The 17,770-nt window shown below is 34.8% G+C and carries 20 protein-coding genes and 1 riboswitch; of the genes, 11 read left to right on the top strand and 9 right to left on the bottom strand.

Annotated elements, in window-relative coordinates:
* Positions 1–396: 396 nt before the first annotated feature.
* The 4 genes from KPL75_RS15240 to KPL75_RS15225 form a co-directional block, all read right to left on the bottom strand.
* The gene (locus tag KPL75_RS15240; RefSeq protein WP_219916867.1) at positions 397–753 is read right to left on the bottom strand and encodes a YxeA family protein; all 357 of its coding nucleotides are present in this window, start codon (positions 751–753) and stop codon (positions 397–399) included.
* A gap of 138 nt (positions 754–891) precedes the next feature.
* Entirely contained in the window at positions 892–1,728 is an 837-nt protein-coding gene (locus KPL75_RS15235; protein ID WP_219916866.1) for a YitT family protein, read from the bottom strand.
* 117 nt (positions 1,729–1,845) lie between these two features.
* On the bottom strand, positions 1,846–2,175 hold the full coding sequence (locus KPL75_RS15230) for a PH domain-containing protein (protein ID WP_219916865.1): 330 nt from the start codon (positions 2,173–2,175) through the stop codon (positions 1,846–1,848).
* Between the two features lie 159 nt (positions 2,176–2,334).
* Positions 2,335–3,315 (bottom strand): LacI family DNA-binding transcriptional regulator, encoded by a 981-nt coding sequence (locus KPL75_RS15225; protein WP_219916864.1) that lies wholly within the window; start codon positions 3,313–3,315, stop codon positions 2,335–2,337.
* Between the two features lie 305 nt (positions 3,316–3,620).
* Between KPL75_RS15225 and KPL75_RS15220 the strand changes: the two genes are divergently transcribed.
* Complete coding sequence (locus KPL75_RS15220) at positions 3,621–3,716, top strand: DUF3948 family protein (RefSeq protein WP_078173584.1); 96 nt, start codon at positions 3,621–3,623, stop codon at positions 3,714–3,716.
* A gap of 62 nt (positions 3,717–3,778) precedes the next feature.
* Here the strand turns inward: KPL75_RS15220 and KPL75_RS15215 are convergent, their stop codons facing one another.
* Positions 3,779–4,384: a lysophospholipid acyltransferase family protein gene (locus KPL75_RS15215; RefSeq protein WP_219916863.1), complete on the bottom strand. Its 606-nt coding sequence runs from the start codon at positions 4,382–4,384 to the stop codon at positions 3,779–3,781.
* Between the two features lie 336 nt (positions 4,385–4,720).
* Here KPL75_RS15215 and KPL75_RS15210 point away from each other — a divergent pair, with 336 nt between their 5' ends.
* Positions 4,721–4,816, top strand: coding sequence for a DUF3948 family protein (locus tag KPL75_RS15210; protein WP_219916862.1), 96 nt, complete (start codon positions 4,721–4,723; stop codon positions 4,814–4,816).
* 60 nt (positions 4,817–4,876) lie between these two features.
* Here KPL75_RS15210 and KPL75_RS15205 read toward each other — a convergent pair whose 3' ends face one another.
* Both KPL75_RS15205 and KPL75_RS15200 read right to left on the bottom strand, forming a co-directional pair.
* Positions 4,877–5,017 carry a YrzO family protein gene (locus KPL75_RS15205; protein ID WP_002151322.1) on the bottom strand — a complete coding sequence of 47 codons (141 nt, stop codon included), beginning with the start codon at positions 5,015–5,017 and terminating at the stop codon, positions 4,877–4,879.
* A 21-nt stretch (positions 5,018–5,038) separates the two neighbouring features.
* Positions 5,039–6,007: a DMT family transporter gene (locus KPL75_RS15200; protein WP_219916861.1), complete on the bottom strand. Its 969-nt coding sequence runs from the start codon at positions 6,005–6,007 to the stop codon at positions 5,039–5,041.
* A 127-nt stretch (positions 6,008–6,134) separates the two neighbouring features.
* On the opposite strand from KPL75_RS15200, the gene KPL75_RS15195 reads away from it, so the two are divergent.
* Positions 6,135–7,001, top strand: a complete 867-nt coding sequence (locus tag KPL75_RS15195; RefSeq protein WP_219916860.1) for a LysR family transcriptional regulator — start codon at positions 6,135–6,137, stop codon at positions 6,999–7,001.
* Positions 7,002–7,256: 255 nt separating this feature from the next.
* On the top strand, positions 7,257–7,358 hold the full coding sequence (locus tag KPL75_RS15190; RefSeq protein WP_088232809.1) for a DUF3948 family protein: 102 nt from the start codon (positions 7,257–7,259) through the stop codon (positions 7,356–7,358).
* A 65-nt stretch (positions 7,359–7,423) separates the two neighbouring features.
* Here the strand turns inward: KPL75_RS15190 and KPL75_RS15185 are convergent, their stop codons facing one another.
* Positions 7,424–8,371: a substrate-binding domain-containing protein gene (locus tag KPL75_RS15185; RefSeq protein ID WP_219916859.1), complete on the bottom strand. Its 948-nt coding sequence runs from the start codon at positions 8,369–8,371 to the stop codon at positions 7,424–7,426.
* 134 nt (positions 8,372–8,505) lie between these two features.
* Between KPL75_RS15185 and modA the strand changes: the two genes are divergently transcribed.
* The 3 genes from modA to KPL75_RS15170 all read left to right on the top strand — a co-directional run bounded on the left by modA (position 8,506) and on the right by KPL75_RS15170 (position 11,144).
* Positions 8,506–9,312, top strand: a complete 807-nt coding sequence (modA, locus tag KPL75_RS15180) for a molybdate ABC transporter substrate-binding protein (RefSeq protein WP_219916858.1) — start codon at positions 8,506–8,508, stop codon at positions 9,310–9,312.
* A gap of 5 nt (positions 9,313–9,317) precedes the next feature.
* Positions 9,318–9,992 carry a molybdate ABC transporter permease subunit gene (modB, locus tag KPL75_RS15175; RefSeq protein ID WP_219916857.1) on the top strand — a complete coding sequence of 225 codons (675 nt, stop codon included), beginning with the start codon at positions 9,318–9,320 and terminating at the stop codon, positions 9,990–9,992.
* A gap of 300 nt (positions 9,993–10,292) precedes the next feature.
* Positions 10,293–11,144 carry a GRP family sugar transporter gene (locus tag KPL75_RS15170; protein ID WP_219916856.1) on the top strand — a complete coding sequence of 284 codons (852 nt, stop codon included), beginning with the start codon at positions 10,293–10,295 and terminating at the stop codon, positions 11,142–11,144.
* 67 nt (positions 11,145–11,211) lie between these two features.
* On the opposite strand, the gene pnuC is transcribed toward KPL75_RS15170, so the two are convergent.
* Positions 11,212–11,862 carry a nicotinamide riboside transporter PnuC gene (gene pnuC, locus KPL75_RS15165; protein WP_219916855.1) on the bottom strand — a complete coding sequence of 217 codons (651 nt, stop codon included), beginning with the start codon at positions 11,860–11,862 and terminating at the stop codon, positions 11,212–11,214.
* A gap of 188 nt (positions 11,863–12,050) precedes the next feature.
* Here pnuC and proC point away from each other — a divergent pair, with 188 nt between their 5' ends.
* The 4 genes from proC (at position 12,051) to KPL75_RS15145 (ending at position 17,750) form a co-directional block, all read left to right on the top strand.
* Complete coding sequence (gene proC, locus KPL75_RS15160) at positions 12,051–12,854, top strand: pyrroline-5-carboxylate reductase (protein WP_219916854.1); 804 nt, start codon at positions 12,051–12,053, stop codon at positions 12,852–12,854.
* Position 12,855: 1 nt separating this feature from the next.
* A complete protein-coding gene (locus tag KPL75_RS15155) occupies positions 12,856–13,689 on the top strand; it encodes an aldo/keto reductase (protein WP_219916853.1) in 834 nt (277 codons plus the stop codon).
* A gap of 153 nt (positions 13,690–13,842) precedes the next feature.
* A riboswitch (SAM riboswitch) is annotated at positions 13,843–13,947 on the top strand.
* A 135-nt stretch (positions 13,948–14,082) separates the two neighbouring features.
* On the top strand, positions 14,083–15,723 hold the full coding sequence (locus KPL75_RS15150) for a peptide ABC transporter substrate-binding protein (protein WP_219916852.1): 1,641 nt from the start codon (positions 14,083–14,085) through the stop codon (positions 15,721–15,723).
* Positions 15,724–16,109: 386 nt separating this feature from the next.
* Positions 16,110–17,750, top strand: a complete 1,641-nt coding sequence (locus KPL75_RS15145) for a peptide ABC transporter substrate-binding protein (RefSeq protein WP_219916851.1) — start codon at positions 16,110–16,112, stop codon at positions 17,748–17,750.
* The last annotated feature ends 20 nt before the right edge of the window (positions 17,751–17,770 follow it).

The raw sequence follows: 17,770 nt of genomic DNA, 5'->3' as shown, positions 1-17,770 counted from the left end.
TCATTCTTCATTAACATTACAAACAGAAAGTGATACAGTGAGACTTTCTAGTTACACTATATGAAATTTACTATATTTTAACCATCGAATTACATTACAGAAGGCTTACATGTTTGTAAGCTATGTGTAATGTAATTCGATAGTTTCCCTTACCTATATTTCGTACAATAAAGTTAGAAAGTAAGCCAAATAAGAAGAACACTCACATAACCAAATTACATTGCTAGTAGCCTACTCTTCTTATACCTTTCACTCATGCTATTACAATGTACCCCCTTCCCCTTTATATAATAAAAAGAGCCTTAGTCCATATGGACTAAGGCTCTTTCATGCACTTCAAAATACCCCTACTTAGTATTTTTATTTTCGACAAAAAATAGGCGGGGGTATAATTCGCTATCTCACCGTTAAAAGTTTACTCTTCGCATTAATAGGAATATTTACAGCTTCAATTTCTTCAATTGACTCGCCGTAGCGTCCTTTTGCGTACACCTTTAACGCTTCATCTCTCTTTAACATATGCTTAACAGTCTTCTTTATTTTTTGTTCTTTTCCACGTTCGTCAAATGCAATAAATTCATATTCATACCATTCATCACCGACATGCTGACCAATCGTATCCACAATTGTATAGTATTCTTTCGTCGTATAAAGTGGATTATATTTATCAATAACTGGTCCAAGTTTCGTAGGCAGTAACATTACTACTATCACTATCATCGCTATTATAGTAGTGATCATTTTTTTCTTCATAATAAATCTTCCTCCCTTGCAGGATATATATACATCCATTTTAAAAAGAAGGAATAAAATCTACTATTGAATCTCATTACATTACACTTACATTTTTGTAAGAATTAAAAAAGGCGAACGAATTTACTCGTTCACCTTTTAGCTCGCTTTAAAGCCACCACCAAGTACATCACGTACATCGTGAATAACAACGAAAGCATCTTCATCTACTCGGCTAATAACTTGCTTTAACTTAACAAGCTCTTGTTTATTAATAACAACATATAATACTTCTTTATTTTTACCAGTATATCCGCCGCGTCCTTCTAATACAGTGACACCGCGTGTCATGTTTTTCGTAATGGTCTCACGAATTAAGTCTGGTTGATTCGAGATAATCGTAACAGCCGTTTTTGTATCCATTCCTTCTACAATGAAATCAATAACTTTCGCTCCGATGAATACAGCAACAAGTGTATACATTGCCTTTTCTTGTCCTATTATAAATACAGAACCAGCAATTACTACAATATCAATAATAAGCACACCTTTACCAACGCTCCAACCTAAATATTGGTTTGCTAACCGTGCTAAAATTGCCGATCCTCCTGATGTACCTCCAGCTTTGAACATACATCCTAATCCGATACCTACAAATACACCAGCAAATAAAGCTGCTAGTAATGTATCACCATTCACCTGATACTGAATGTGCTCTGTAACATATAAAAACAAAGATGTTTCCACAATACCTATAATTGTGTAAACCATCGTTTTCTTATCAAAAAATTTATAACCTACAGCTAATAAAATTGCATTTAAACCAAAATTCACAATTCCTGGTGACCAATCAAATAAATAATAAGTAACAACCGTTAGACCGATGATTCCACCTTCTGATAAACGGTTTGGAATCGCGAAGTAATTAATACCAATTGCAAATAGTAATGAACCGATTGTAATTAATGCGATTTCCTTCACACGTTGATTAATCATAGTTCATCCCTCCCCCCATTTGACATTGTATCACTATCTCCTAGAGGTTTAGAAGTGGTTTTTATTACGCATTCTTTCTCATAATGACCATGATATTATGTTTAAGCAAAGGGGTGATTAATTATTCATATTTGTTCTAACTGCACGAACAAATTGCTCCACATTCCCTTTCTGAATATACTTAGCTCTAACGGTTTCATGATTACAAGTAAACTCGAAACATGGACGGAAATCTATGTCCTCTATATGCAAATATGAGTAATCTTTAAATGTTGCGGGATAGTACGGAAATTTCCCGTAAAAAAGGAGACGTCTAGTAGTGGCAGCAAAAATTCCATATTGATAACATAGCGTAAAATTATCCTTCTCAAATATCCCTACCACAAAGGCTAAAATCTTTTCGTCATCCTCTACATATTTTTTCATACTCGATAAAAGTTCATTCACACATATTCCCCCAAATTCTATTCATTGTTTAACACTCGAAAAGAATCCATGGATTATTACATACCGGTATAAATCATTTATAAAGTATGAAACGCGTTTCCTGTCAAAGACATTTCAAAAAATAATCCGTTATGCGATTATACACATAACGGATAACGGTTAAACTGTAGAACGCTCCACAAGTTCATACGGAATTTCCACTTTTTCTTGTTTAGAAAAATTCTCATCGCTTACTTGTCGATAAAACATTTCAAAAGCCGTTTTACCTATCTCCTTTAAATTTTGATCAATAGTTGTCAACTGTAACACTTGTGAAATGGGTTGATTATCAAAGCCAATAATCGCCAAATCCTCAGGAACTTGAATACCTAATTTTTCAACTTCTGTCATAATCCCAATCGCAACTTCATCTCCTGCTACTATTAATGCTTCAGGGATATCTTGCATTCCCTTTAACTTATGAGCCACTCTCACACCATCTTCTAATGTAAAGCATTCTGTAAAAATCCATTCTTCATTAACTTCTTCATCTATAGATTGCAATTGCTGTTTATAAACATCAAAACGCTTTTGACTACTTGGCCCTAACTTTCTTCCCGTACAATAACCGATTTTTTTATAACTTTTTTCAATAAGATAATTCATTCCTAATTGAAAAGCCGCTGAATGATTTGTATATACACTTGAGATATTTGAAATATCATTATCTTCACAAGCAATTATTGTGCCGTAAGAAGCATACGGTTCGATCATTTCCCAATCATTCGCACGAGAACAAATAATAAGACCGTCCAATTGTTTTGTTTTTAGCATATGTAAACTTTTCATTTCTTCTTTTTTATTGTAATTCGTTTGGCAAAGTAGCACCCTGTAATTATGAGCTAACGCCACCTCCATCATTCCACCTACCATTGCATCGAAGCTCGGATGATTAATATAAGGCAGAATTACACCAACAATATTCGTCTTTCCTTTCGATAAATGAACCGCATTTGCATTTTGTGAGTAATTTAATTTCTCAACTATTTCTAAAACAACTTTCCTTTTTTCTTCACTTACGTATGGATGATCATTTAACACCCTCGAAACAGTCGTAACTGAAACTCCAGCCATTTTTGCGATATCTTTAATATTAGCCATACACTCACCTCTACTTTTAACTTAATGAATCCCATGAACATATGTCAAATCTTCTTATCATTACACCTTTATTTGTTTTTCTTACAAAAGTGTAATTTTCTTGTAAGCTAATTCGATAGTGACTCTCCGTAATATTTCATACAATTAAGTCAGAAACAGGGCAACAAACATTTGAAAAGGAGCGGATCTATATGATGAACAAAATGAAAACGAACAATTTCTTAAATACAATGGGCATGGTATTTTCCGCTCTTATCGATGCAAAAGCTGTTGCTTCTACATTAAACAAGTAAGGAGAATGTATTATGAATAACATCACTTTTAACAAATTAGATTTTTTAGGACTAGCTAGCGGCTCGATTCTTCTTACTGCTTTTATTTACGCTGCTACGCTTATATAAACTTTGTGTCCCCTTTCCCCTTTATATAGAAAAAGACGACCGTCTATGCCCGGTCGTCTTTTTTAGTTTTGATTTGGCTGCAAAACTTCCTTTAGTTCTTCAAACTTTGCATTTAATTCATCTGTCATCATTTTCATAGCCGTTTTTCGATCTATTTGTTCTTCAGCATCAATTTGAATTGGGTCTCCAAAAATCAATCGTGCCTTTTTTCCTTTTATCAATTCTTTTACACTTGATGGACCAACATAAGCGGCCGGTATTAACGGAACGTTAGAACGCATTGCAATCGTAACAGCCCCAGCTTTTAACGAAACGTCTTCTGATGATCTCGTCCCACTTGGGAAAATCCCTACTACTTTTCCTTCTTTTAACAAACGCGATGGAATTTTTAATGTGCTTGGCCCTGGATTCGCACGGTCTACAGGGAATGCATTTACATTTTTAAAAAACCATTTTTTAAATTTCCCTTCAAACAATTCTTTTTTTGCCATGTAATGAATTTGGGTTGGGTACATTCCTGCCGCTAACATTAAAACATCCATAAAACTTGTATGGGTACACGCAACAACGTAAGGGCCATCTTCCGGTAATTTCTCTCTCCCTTGTACTTCTACCTTCCCAGCCATTTTAAATATATATTTCAACGAAAATGTAATTGGTTTATACATTTGTTTCGTTCCTTTCTGAATATCCGAAGTATAATCATTTTCTTATAACGATTATAACACTAAGTTTTAGGAGTTGGTAATAAAAATAAGTATTTATTGTTAAATTTCAATTCTTACAAAAGTGTAATTTTCTTGTAAGCTAATTCGATAGTGACTTCCCCCAATATCTTATACAATTAAGTCAGAAAGTAACAACAAACATTTGAAAAGGAGCGGATCTATATGATGAACGAAATGAAAACGAACAATTTCTTAAATACAATGGGCATGGTATTTTCCGCTCTTATCGATGCAAAAGCTGTTGCTTCTACATTAAACAAGTAAAGAGAATTTACAATGAATAACATGACTTTTAACAAATTAGATTTTTTAGGCCTAGCTAGCGGCGGGGTTCTTCTTACTACTTTTATTTGCGCCGCAACGCTTGCATAACTTTGTGTCCCCTTTCCCCTTTATATAGAAAAAGACGACCGTCTATGCCCGGTCGTCTTTTTAATTTTTTCTTTCCTTCAATTCTTTTAAAAGCTGTATCAGTTCAGCTTGTTGTTTTATATTCTTACGACCGTTTCGATTAATTGCTGCAAGCTCGCAGGCAACTCCAGCAGCAAAGAAAAACAATAAACTTTCTAACATATAAAATCCTCCAGTTGCCTATTAAACAGCTTGACGCAATTGCTTTTCTTGTAAAATTTGTTTATTTATATTTTCTTCTTTTCTCTGACAAACATTATTACGAATAAGCGCTGCAATAACAAATAATGTTCCTACAATATCAAACGTTGTTATTTTATACCCTTGCATCATCATAATAACTAAAGTAGTAATTGGCACAAAGTTAATAAATAAAATACCATTAATTGATGATAAGATTTTCACACCGTAGTTCCAAGCAAGTAGTGCTACGATACCTGGTAATGTCATCATAAATAACAAATCATATTTCACAATAGAAATCGTTCCCATGCTTGGAACTGATACATATCCAAGTGACGTAATGATTACAGTTATAATTCCTGTGACAGTTGTACCAAATACACATGTCAACGTAGAATAGCGTAATGTTGACCAATCGCTACATGTTTGACCACCCATCGTATAAATAACCCAGCCTACAACACCAACAAATATAAATGCTAGTGAAAACACGTTATCTTTCAATGTTAAAAAGAAACTCATGTCACCTTTCGTAATAACAAACACTGCCCCTACAAAAGCAATACACATGCTCGTTATCATATACTTTTTCGGTTTTATATTTTTATATCCCCATAGAATACAAATGGAAATCATCGGCATAAGCGCCTCCATAATAGAAGCTACCATTACACCTGATTTTCCCATTAACATTTGCCCTAGAAAAATTAATACATTATATACGGTAAACGCCATCGTTCCAAAAAAGACGAGTAACTTCCCTCTTCCTTCTAAACGAAATGCTTTCTTTCCTTCTTTCATTAACAATAATACAATCAGCACTATTGCTACCGCTCCATAGCGAATAAGTGAAAAATAAAATGGATCTATGTATTCTAGTGCATGATCAGCAACAGGAAACATTGCTCCCCATGACATACTTGCAATTAAACATGCCAACGCACTTATTATCATTTGACTTCTTCTCACCGCAATCCCCCACTTCTTTCTATTTGCACAAAGAGAATTGTAAAAGAAAAAATATATCACGTAAAATGATTCAAAATGATGTTAACTATCATTTATAATGATAGTTAACATCAAGGGGGAGCATAAAATGGAATTACGAGACTTACAAATCTTCCAAAGCGTTGCCGACCGTGGTAGTGTAAGCGGCGCAGCAAAAGAGTTAAATTACGTACAATCAAATGTAACAGCACGTATTAAACAGTTAGAAAACGAATTAAAAACACTGCTCTTTTACCGTCATAAACGAGGCATGACTTTAACAGCTGAAGGTAGAAAAATGCTCGTCTATGTTAATAAAATTTTGCAAGATGTTGAAGAGCTAAAACAAGTGTTTTTAGATAGCGAAACACCATCCGGTATATTAAAAATTGGTACAGTCGAAACAGTAAGCACATTGCCGACCATTTTGTCTTCTTACTATAAGAGCTATCCAAATGTCGATCTATCATTACAAGCTGGTCTAACAGAAGAACTTATTAGAGAAGTAATCGATCACCAATTAGATGGTGCATTTATATCAGGACCAATAAAACACCCACTAATTGAACAATACGATGTTAGTACCGAAAAATTAATGCTTGTTACACAAAATAAAGCTTTTCATATAGAAGAATTTACTACGACGCCCCTACTCGTTTTTAATCAAGGATGCGGATACCGTTCCAAGCTAGAACGATGGCTTAAAGATGAAGGTTTGCTACCAAAAAGAATTATGGAATTCAACATATTAGAAACAATATTAAACAGTGTTGCACTCGGCCTTGGAATTACACTCGTACCACAGTCTGCTGTCCACCATCTTTCTAAAGCTGGTAAGGTACATTGTCATGCAATCCCTGAAAAATATGGTAGTATTTCAACGGTTTTCATACGCCGTAAAGATAGCTATATGACGAATTCAATGCGTAGCTTTTTAAAAACAATTGAAGAGCATCATCATATCAACATGCTTTGAAGGACATTCTTACACGAATGTCTTTTTTTCTTACAAAAGTGTAAGTCTTCCGTAAGCTAATTCGATAGTTGCAGGCGGCTATATTTCATATAATTAAGACATAAACCAGGGCAACAACAATTCGAAAAGGAGCGGATACGCATGATGAACAAAATGGAATCAAACAAATTTTTAAATACAATGGGCATGGTGCTATCCGCACTTGTCGATGCAAAAGCAGTTGCAACTACATTAAACAAATAAGGAGAGATTATAATGAACAACATTACTTTCAACAAATCAGACTTTATCGGACTTGCAAGTGGAGCGACTCTTCTTACAGCTTTCATTTACGCACTCGCTCAAAGTCTTGTTTAACAATTCGTTTCCCCAAACCCCTTTATATATAGAAAAAGCTGCTCGTCTTATAGACAAGCAGCTTTTTAGTTTGTTTCATATATAATTTGGCCTGTTTTCGTAATATCGTATCCGCCAATCGCTTTTAACTCATTATGAAATTCTTCCGATTGCAGAATGTCTTTCATAACTTCAATAAGCTCTTCGTTTTCTTTATTCTTCAAAATTACTAAATCATACTGTTCTTTCATTATCGGAATAAAGTCTACATTTACAATTTGCGAAACCTTTTCTGACCCTACTCCAACATCAGCTTTTCCGTTCGCAACTTGTGAAGCAACACCAAGATGATTTGATTCTTCCCATTCATATCCACTAATATGTTCTTTATTTAACTTTTGAATTCGTAATTGTTCATCGACTAGCACCCTAATACCAGAGCCTTTTTCTCGATTCACAAATTTTATAGAGGATTGGGCTATATCAGCCCACGTTTTTATTCCTTTCGGGTTCCCTTTTTGCACATAAAACCCAACATTTCTTGCCAATAAATTAATCATAATACATGGTTGTCCAACTAAAATACGCTTTACGTAAGGAATATTATACGTACCCGTTTCGCCATCAAACAAATGCAGACTAACGATACTTCCTTCTCCCTGGTACATCTTCACTAAACTCGTTAAACTTCCTTGATATGCTCTTAATATATTAGAATTGGGTAAACGATTTTCTATATGTTTTGCCAACATATCTAACGTTAGTTCTTGACCACTAATGATGCGTGTATTCGAGGTACTATTTTCGTCCTTCTTTACAGAATTAACTTGTACCTTCCCTGTTTTCATTTGCTTTATATATTGTTCTAAATCCGTTGCATCAATACGCATCTGTCTACCAACTCTATAAGAAGGCAGTTCTCCTTTTTTTATTAAGTCGTATACAGTTAATTTTGATACTTTTAATCGCTTTGCTACTTCTTCCGTTGTGTAGGAATGATGATCCATAGACGATTCCTCACTTTCTTCCTTCATTGTAACAAAGAAAAGAATATTTCTCCTATTTTTTAAAAACAACTCAATCGTTTAAATTATATTCAATTATAACTAGTTATATTTAGTTATAATTAGTTATAATTGAATATGTCAAAACGAAAGGGGATTTTTTTATGAACAAATTCACATCACGATCCATCGGGGCACTTATACTTTCTTTCCTTCTTATATTTAGTGCTGCTTGTACAAGTGGGGAAAAGAAAGAAAAGTCAGCTGCTAAAGAGGGACAAACAGTCGAACTGACTATCTCAGCTGCTGCTAGCTTACAAGATGCATTAAAAGAAATTGAAAAACAATATAAAGAGAAAGATCCTAATATTAAACTCTCTTTTAACTTCGGTGCTTCTGGTGCACTTCAACAACAAATCGAACAAGGTGCACCTGCTGATTTATTCTTCTCTGCAGCAGAGGATAAATTCCAAACTCTTGTTAAAAAAGGATTCATTAATGAAAAAGAAGGAAAAAATCTTCTTGGGAATGAACTAGTTCTAGTCGTTCCAAAAGATAGTTCTCTTACAAAATTTCAAGATTTAAAAAATGAAAAAATCAAGAAAATTGCACTTGGTACACCTGAATCTGTACCTGCAGGAAAATATGCAAAAGCTTCTCTCACACATGAAAATCTTTGGAATTATATTCAAAACAAAATCGTATTTACAAAAGATGTTCGCCAAGTGTTAACATATGTAGAAACAGGTAATGTCGATGCTGGTATTGTATACAAAACAGATGCTCTCATTTCAGACAAAGTAAAAATTGGCGAGACGGCAGCAGCTACTTCTCATGAGCCAATCCACTATCCTGTAGGCGTTATAAAAGAATCAAAGCATAAGAAAGAGGCGACTTCATTCTATGAGTATTTACAATCAAAAGATGCGCAATCTATCTTTAAGAAATACGGATTTACTGTCCTATCATAATTGCTATGAACTTTGATGCTATTTTGTCACCAGTCTTTCTATCCTTACAAGTAGCTGCATGCGCCACTATTATCGTTACAATTTTAGGAACGATTATCGGGCGAGCGCTAGCACGCTCCTCATGGCGATATAAAGTAATATTAGAAACTATTTTTTTATTACCAATGGTACTTCCACCAACTGTTATCGGCTTTTTTCTCATTATTATTTTTGGAAATAACAGCCCCATTGGAAAGTGGATAGAATCGTTATTTCAGCAGTCCATTATGTTTACATCTACTGCTGCTATCATTGCTTCTACAGTTGTCGCATTTCCGCTCATGTATCAATCAGCGAAAACAGGATTTTCTATCGCAAATGCACAAATTGAAGAGGGTGCTCGCGATCTTGGCGCCAGTGAATATCAAGTTTTTCTACACGTCACACTACCGCTTGCATTTCCTGCATTACTAAGCGGTATGATTTTAAGCTTTGTTCGTGCACTAGGAGAATTTGGTGCTACACTCATGTTTGCTGGGAATATTCCAGGTAAAACACAGACAATCCCAACAGCAATTTATATGGCCATTGATGCAAGTAATATGCAACTCGCTTGGACACTTGTAATTATCACTATCAGTATGTCACTCGTATTTCTCCTATGTATTCAGCTCATTAATAAAAGAATTACTAACTCTTAAAGCAGCTTTCGACAAAAGCTGCTTTTTTATTTCTCAGGAAATAAAATATACTATATAAAGTGACTGAATTTTACCTTTTATTAAAATATACATTCTATTTGAATTTACTTTCTAAAATAGGTAATTTCCTGTTATTATATGGAGGTGTTTGAAAAAATGAAGAAATGAAAACGCATTTATATCGTGAATTCTTCATCCTGTTTTAGCGATCGGTAATCTTCTACTCTATTAGTGGGGCATTACCGATCGTTAGAACGATATGTAATTATATTGGTATAGCAACCCGAAGGGAGTCTTGTAATGGACATTTTATTAGCGCTTCTTCCTGCAATTGCATGGGGAAACATCTTATTAGTAAGCGTAAAAATGGGCGGTGGTGCATATAGCCAAACGGTAGGTATGACAATCGGTGCTCTATTCTTCGCAACAGTTATGTATGTATTTACTCAACCAGCTTTAACAATGACAATCTTGATTGTTGGTTTTATTTCAGGTTTATTCTGGGCTTTAGGACAAGTAAACCAATTAAAAACAGTTGAAAAACTAGGTGTTTCAACTACTGTAACGATTTCTACTGGTATGCAACTTGTTGCAACTTCTATCTTTGGAGTTATCGCTTTCCGCGAGTGGACTACTACAACAACGATCGTTATGGGAACGATTGCAATCCTATTAATCGTAATTGGTGTTGTATTCACATCATTAGACGATAAAGAAAATGCACAGCCACCAGGACAATTGAAAAAAGGACTTCTTACTTTAATTGTTTCTACTTTCGGCTATCTTGTATATGTAATTATTATTCGTTGGTATAACATCGATGGTTGGTCTGCTATTTTACCACAGGCAGTTGGTATGTTCGTTGGTGCGGTTGTACTGACGTCTAAACATAAACCATTTAACAAATATGCAATTCGTAATGCTGTATCTGGTTTACTTTGGGGAACAGGAAACTTATTCTTACTTCTTTCATTACCACGTGTCGGAGTAGCGACAAGCTTCCCATTATCTCAAACTGGAATCGTTATCTCAACATTCGGTGCGATTGTCTTCTTAGGTGAAAAGAAAACAAAACGTCAATTGATCTTTATTGCACTAGGTAGTGTTTTAATTATCGGCGGCGCTATATTACTCGGTCTAACAAAAGCATAAACTTATATTCTATTAAAAAAACCCTGGGGCATATGTGCCTCAGGGGTTTTTTGATTTTAATTATTTTCTAAATATAATTATTTACATGCACTTGTCCTTTATAGTTCTTCTTCCACTCTAGCAAACCAGCTACACATATAAAGAGATTAATAACAGCTAGTATTAGCATGACATATAAACCAGTGGAAATATAAATTACAATACTAACTACGTTATATAAAATCCATAAATGCCAGTTTTCTAAGATTTTTCGACTTAGCATAAATTGAGCTACTAATCCTAATACAGCATTTAAAGCGTCTAAATATGGACTTGTTGATTCTAAATAACGGACTTGATAATAACCCCAACCAATCCAAGCAACTAAAATAAAAATTATATAAAAAGTCCACTCTTTCAAATCTAAACGAACTGTTGCTTTTACCTCTCCCTCCCCACTACGTGCAATCCAATAATACCAACCATATACATTAAATATAAATTGAAAGGCTGCCAATACCGCCATTGCATATAAACCTTGTGCAATAAAAATATACAGAAATACCGCAACAGTAATCATGCCAAATAAAAAGTTAGATATTTTTTCTCTTGCTAATAACCAAACATTAATAATCCCCATAATCGATGCAAAAATTTCAATATAACTCGATTGAATATACAATCCAACCAATACGCAAATTATACTAGAACTGAGTAAAAAAAGTGGACTTCTAACCATGATTATCTCTCCCCAGATGTGTAATAAATTACCTATCACCAGTATAAGGAATAGCTCTCCCCTTTACCATGAATTTTCTGACCCCCGTTATCCATTCCACCTACGGTAAGTCTTTTCTTTTTACAAAATTCTCTTAAAGATGATATCGTTTTTTTATAACATATCTCTACTAGAAAGGAATAAAGGATATGCCTAATAAACATCGAATTTTATTTATTGGTGCCGGTCGTATGGCAGAAGCTATATTTACTGGACTACTTACAACAAGTAAAGAATATATCGAAGAAATTATTGTTTCCAACCGAAGCAACATAGAAAAACTAATGCAATTACAAGCTCAATATGATCTATCGATTACAACTGATTGGAAGCAGCATATTAAATCTGTAGATACAATCGTTTTAGCAATGCCACCTGTCGCACATGAACAGCTATTAGCGGATCTATCCCCTCTTCTAACTAATCAATTTGTCGTGACAGTTGCTGCCGGAATCGGACCATCTTATCTAGAAGAAAGACTTCCCCAAGGGACACCTGTTGCTTGGATTATGCCAAATACAGCTGCTGGAATTGGCAAGTCTATCTCCTTATATACGACGGGACATTCTGTAGATGAAACACATCAAGAAACGTTACAACTTCTTTTAAAAGGTATTGGTACCTCACAGTTTTGTACCGAAGAGGAAGTTCACCAACTTACCGCAGTTACTGGTAGTGCACCTGCTTTTCTCTATCACTTTGCTGAAGGTTTAATTGAAGCAACGAAAAGCTATGGTATTGATGAGGAAACAGCAAAACACCTTGTCATTCAAATGATTGCTGGCTCTGCCGCTATGCTCCAGCAAAATCAGGATCCAGCTATGCTCCGCGAGCAAGTAACAACACCAGGAGGTTCAACGGCTGAAGGCTTAAAAGTTCTATATGAAAATAATTTTTCAGAAGTCATTCAACAAGCAGTTGAAGCGACCAATAAAAAAGCTAGGGGGAATTAATATGACTTTAACAAGTTTAAACGACTATACAACATTACATAACGGCGTGAAAATGCCTTGGTTCGGCTTGGGTGTTTTTAAAGTTGCAGATGGTACAGAAGTAATTGATTCTGTAAAAGCAGCTATAAAAAATGGATACCGTAGTATCGATACTGCTGCGATATATAAAAACGAAGAAGGCGTTGGACAGGCAATTCAAGAATCTGGTATTCCTCGTGAAGAGTTATTCATCACTTCAAAAGTGTGGAATAGTGATCAAGGTTACGAGTCAACATTACAAGCATTTGAAACTACATTAGAAAAATTAGGTCTAGAATATTTAGATCTATACTTAGTACATTGGCCTGTAAAAGGAAAATACACTGAATCATGGAAAGCTTTAGAGAAACTTTATAAAGACGGTCGTGTGCGCGCTATTGGTGTGAGTAATTTCAACATTCACCACTTGCAAGACGTATTTGAAATTGCTGAAATCAAGCCAATGGTCAACCAAGTGGAATACCACCCTCGCTTAGCACAAGAAGAATTACATGCTTTCTGTAGAGAACATAACGTCCAGCTTGAAGCTTGGTCACCATTAATGCAAGGGCAACTACTGGATAATCCAACATTACAAGAAATCGCTACAAAATATAATAAATCGACTGCACAAGTTATTTTACGCTGGGATTTACAAAACGAAGTTGTAACGATTCCTAAATCAATTAAAGAACACCGCATTATTGAAAATGCAAACATCTTCGACTTTGAATTAAGCTCGGATGATATGAAAGCAATTCAAGCTTTAAATGAAAATCATCGCGTCGGTCCAGATCCAGATAACTTTAACTTCTAGTAGGAAAACCACTGCCATATGCAGTGGTTTTTTTATTTTTAAAAAACTGAAAATTTAAACTATATTTCATTTGATTGACACTTCATTATCTAAGGTGTAAGATTTTGAATTATCAAAGAAACACAAAAATTAATAAAATTTATTCGTTTACTCATTGTATCAAGAGAGGTGGAGGGACTGGCCCTTTGAAACCTCGGCAGCAGGTTCATTTTGAATACTGTGCCACTTCCTGCAAGCTTTATGCTTGAAAGATAGAATGAGGGACTTCGTTTATATACGGGTGCATAACTTGTACGTAAAAATCCCTCTTTCTCAATCCGAAAAGAGGGATTTTTTATTTTTCATTTCCCTCATCATCATCCAATCTTATTAATTATCTAGGAGGAAAATCAAATGAAAAAGAAGTTTGTACCCGGTATTGCATCAGTTGTAGGAGTAAGTATTTTATTAACTGGTTGTGGTAGTTATAAAAACGAAGCGAGTGGAGCAAATGCAAAAGATGAGGCACCTAGTAAGCAAGTTTTAAACTTATCTTCACCTACTGAGATTCGAACAATGGATACAGCTCGTGCTACAGATACTGATTCTGGTCAAGTAATGAGAAATGTATTTGAAGGTTTGTATAATCTTGGTGAAGGTAATAAACCTGTTCCTGGTGTTGCAAAATCTCATGAAGTAAGTGGTGATAAAACGAAATACACATTCCATTTACGAGATTCAAGATGGTCAAACGGTACTCCTGTTACAGCGAAAGATTTTGTCTTCGCTTGGCAAAGAGCTGTCGACCCAGCAACAGCCTCTGAATATGCATTTTTATTCTTTGATATTAAAAACGCAACAAAGATTAACAACAAAGAACTTCCAGCCGACCAACTTGGTGTAAAAGCAGTTGACGACCATACGTTTGAAGTAGAATTAGAGCGTCCTGTTCCGTACTTTATTAGCTTAACAGCGTTCCCAACATTTCTACCCATTAACGAAGAATTCTTTAAAGCACAAGGTGATAAGTACGCTTTAGAAGATAATACAATTTTGTACAACGGGGCTTTTACACTAAGCGATTGGAAGCACGAACAAAGCTTTAAATTTAAGAAAAACCCTACCTATTGGGATAAAGATAATGTCAAACTGGAAGAAATTAATTTTAACGTCGTAAAAGAAAAATCAACAGAAGTAAATTTATTCGAATCTAAACAATTAGACCGTATAAAACTAACATCTGACTTCGTTGATAAATATAAAAAAGATGCTAACTTTAAAGAACGTCCGAACGTAGGCGTACAATTTTTGCGTATGAATCAACAAAACAAAGTACTTCAAAACGTTTCTGCACGCCAAGCAATCGATCAAACAATCGATAGAAAATCCTTTGTAAATACGCTATTAAATGATGGATCTACACCAACTTACGGTCTCGTACCAAAAAACTTTGCAAAGGGATCTGACGGAAAAGACTTCCGTGCTGTAAACGGCGATTTAACAAAAGTTGATACAAAAGCTGCACAAGAATTATGGAAAAAAGCAAAAAAAGAACTTGGTTCTGAAAAGATAACATTAGAATTATTAACAAGTGACGGTGACCTTGAGAAGAAAACCGGTGAGTTCTTAAAAGGACAACTAGAAAAGAATTTAGAAGGCTTAACAGTAAATATAAAACCACAACCGCGTAAGCAACAAGTTTCACTCTTATTAAAAGGTGACTACGAAATTGGAATTGACGGTTGGAGCCCTGACTTTGCTGATCCAATCACATTCCTTGAATTGTTTACAACGAATAACCCTTACAACTTAGATCATTACTCTAATAAAGAGTTTGATGACACAATTGAAAAGGTTAAAACTACCTTGGCTGGTGATGAAAAAGCTCGCTGGGAAGCGTTACTAGCATCAGAAAAAATATTGTTTAAAGACTCTGTTATCGCTCCTCTTTACCAAAAAGGCGAATCTTATTTAGAGCGATCCTTTGTAAAGGGTATTGTGCAAGTAGACTTTGCTGGTCAATTAAACTTCAAATGGGCAAAAATTGAAAAATAAAGTGAAACTTTAATCATCGTGTTTCCGCCAACTCCCATTGTTTTCTTGGCAAAATATATTAAAAGTAGATTCCTTAATATGAGTGAATCTACTTTTTTAATATATTATTTCAAAAAATTAACACTCTATTTTTATTATTGACATATAGTTCTTTCCAGTGTTAATATTCTAAATAATCAAAGAAACTAAATATTTCACCACCAAAATATAATGTCTACTATGTTGAAACATATAACGATAGATTATAGTTCAACATGTATATACATATAGAACACATGATTACCTACATACACATATTTATAATAGGTTTTCTCTTCTTCTATAGCTACGCTTCAAGACATGGACATTATGACGTTACGAACAACACATTTAGGGAGGAAAGAACAATGAAGAAAAAAGTTGTACCTGTTGTTGCATCTGTTTTAGGGGCAAGTCTACTACTAACTGCTTGTGGAGGAAATAAAGATAATACGAGCGGAGCGAAAGCAAATGATAAAGCACCTAATAAACAAGCGATTAACTTATCATTTGCTTCAGAAATTCCAACAATGGATGTTGCAAAGGCAACGGACGGGGAATCCATGAACGTAATGAGAAATGTTTTTGAAGGTTTATATGCAATGGGAGAAGATAATAAACCTATTCCTGGTGTCGCTGAATCGGTTGACGTTAGTCCCGATAAAACAAAATATACATTCCATCTTCGTGATTCGAAGTGGTCAAACGGTACTCCCGTTACAGCAAAAGACTTTGTCTTCGCTTGGCAACGTGCCGTAAATCCTGAAACAGCTGCCGAATATGCATTCTTATTCTTCGATATAAAGAATGCAAAACAAATAAATCAAAAAGAAGCAGCGATCGATCAATTAGGTATCAAAGCTCTTGATGATAAAACTTTAGAAGTGCAACTGGACCGTCCTGTTCCCTACTTCTTAAGCTTAACGACATTTTCAACATTCTTACCAATTAACGAAGAGTATTTAAAGTCTCAAGGTGATAAATACGGTTTAGAAACAAATCATTTAATTTACAATGGCGCTTTCACATTAGATAACTGGAAGCATGAACAAGGATTCCAATTGAAAAAGAACCCTAACTATTGGGATGCTAAAACTGTAAAATTAGAAGAAATTAACTTCAATGTCGTGAAAGATAAGTCTACAGAAGTTAACTTATATGATTCAGGACAAATTGATCATGTTGCTTTAACTGCAGAGTTTGTTGATAAATATAAGGGCGATTCAAACTTCAAAGAGCGCGCTGAAGTCGGTATTCAATTCTTACGACTAAATCAGAAAAATGCAGTATTAAAAAATCAACATGCACGCCTCGCTATTAACGGAGCAATGAATAAAAAAGCGTACGTAGAAACAATTTTAAATAACGGTGCAATCCCAGCAGAAGGAATGGTTCCTGCGAAGTTCGCAAAGAGCCCAGATGGCAATGACTTCCGTAAAGAGAATGGAAATCTAGTCAAAGATGATGTGAAATCTGCAAAAGAAAACTGGAAAAAAGCGAAACAAGAACTCGGTACTGACAAAGTAACAATTGAACTATTAACAAGTGATAATGCTTTAGCTAAGAAAACTGGTGAATATTTAAAAGGTGAATTGGAAAAAAATCTAGATGGATTAACAGTGAATTTAAAACCTCAACCACGTAAACAACAGTTAAAACTACTATTAAGTGGTGATTACGAAATCGGAATCGATGGCTGGGGTCCTGACTTCGCGGATCCTATTACATTCTTAGATCTATTTACAACAGATAGTGCTTATAACTTCGATAAATACTCTAACAAAGAGTACGACGAGCTTATTCGTAAAGTAAAAACTGATTTAGCTGGTGATGAAAAAGGTCGCTGGGAAGCAATGAAGCAAGCTGAAAAAATCTTATTACAAGATGGTGCTGTTGCTCCTTTATACCAACAAGGTCGCTCTTACTTACAACGTGGATTTATTAAAGGACTTGTAACAACTGACTTCGGCGGTGAATTTAACTACAAGTGGACAGAAGTTGCAAAATAATAAGTACCATAAAAAAGGTA

The organism is Bacillus sp. NP247 (genome assembly GCF_018966865.1).
Classification (GTDB): domain Bacteria; phylum Bacillota; class Bacilli; order Bacillales; family Bacillaceae_G; genus Bacillus_A.
Note: the sequence above shows the minus strand (reverse complement) of the source record. Positions and strands in the feature narration are given on the sequence as shown.

Bases quoted from the DNA above. Each gene is read 5' to 3' on its own strand.
- KPL75_RS15240 (WP_219916867.1), bottom strand. From the start codon at position 753: ATGAAGAAAAAAATGATCACTACTATAATAGCGATGATAGTGATAGTA.
- KPL75_RS15235 (WP_219916866.1), bottom strand. From the start codon at position 1,728: ATGATTAATCAACGTGTGAAGGAAATCGCATTAATTACAATCGGTTCA.
- KPL75_RS15225 (WP_219916864.1), bottom strand. From the start codon at position 3,315: ATGGCTAATATTAAAGATATCGCAAAAATGGCTGGAGTTTCAGTTACG.
- KPL75_RS15220 (WP_078173584.1), top strand. From the start codon at position 3,621: ATGAATAACATCACTTTTAACAAATTAGATTTTTTAGGACTAGCTAGC.
- KPL75_RS15215 (WP_219916863.1), bottom strand. From the start codon at position 4,384: ATGTATAAACCAATTACATTTTCGTTGAAATATATATTTAAAATGGCT.
- KPL75_RS15210 (WP_219916862.1), top strand. From the start codon at position 4,721: ATGAATAACATGACTTTTAACAAATTAGATTTTTTAGGCCTAGCTAGC.
- KPL75_RS15205 (WP_002151322.1), bottom strand. From the start codon at position 5,017: ATGTTAGAAAGTTTATTGTTTTTCTTTGCTGCTGGAGTTGCCTGCGAG.
- KPL75_RS15195 (WP_219916860.1), top strand. From the start codon at position 6,135: ATGGAATTACGAGACTTACAAATCTTCCAAAGCGTTGCCGACCGTGGT.
- KPL75_RS15190 (WP_088232809.1), top strand. From the start codon at position 7,257: ATGAACAACATTACTTTCAACAAATCAGACTTTATCGGACTTGCAAGT.
- KPL75_RS15185 (WP_219916859.1), bottom strand. From the start codon at position 8,371: ATGAAGGAAGAAAGTGAGGAATCGTCTATGGATCATCATTCCTACACA.
- modA (WP_219916858.1), top strand. From the start codon at position 8,506: ATGAACAAATTCACATCACGATCCATCGGGGCACTTATACTTTCTTTC.
- modB (WP_219916857.1), top strand. From the start codon at position 9,318: ATGAACTTTGATGCTATTTTGTCACCAGTCTTTCTATCCTTACAAGTA.
- KPL75_RS15170 (WP_219916856.1), top strand. From the start codon at position 10,293: ATGGACATTTTATTAGCGCTTCTTCCTGCAATTGCATGGGGAAACATC.
- pnuC (WP_219916855.1), bottom strand. From the start codon at position 11,862: ATGGTTAGAAGTCCACTTTTTTTACTCAGTTCTAGTATAATTTGCGTA.
- proC (WP_219916854.1), top strand. From the start codon at position 12,051: ATGCCTAATAAACATCGAATTTTATTTATTGGTGCCGGTCGTATGGCA.
- KPL75_RS15155 (WP_219916853.1), top strand. From the start codon at position 12,856: ATGACTTTAACAAGTTTAAACGACTATACAACATTACATAACGGCGTG.
- KPL75_RS15150 (WP_219916852.1), top strand. From the start codon at position 14,083: ATGAAAAAGAAGTTTGTACCCGGTATTGCATCAGTTGTAGGAGTAAGT.
- KPL75_RS15145 (WP_219916851.1), top strand. From the start codon at position 16,110: ATGAAGAAAAAAGTTGTACCTGTTGTTGCATCTGTTTTAGGGGCAAGT.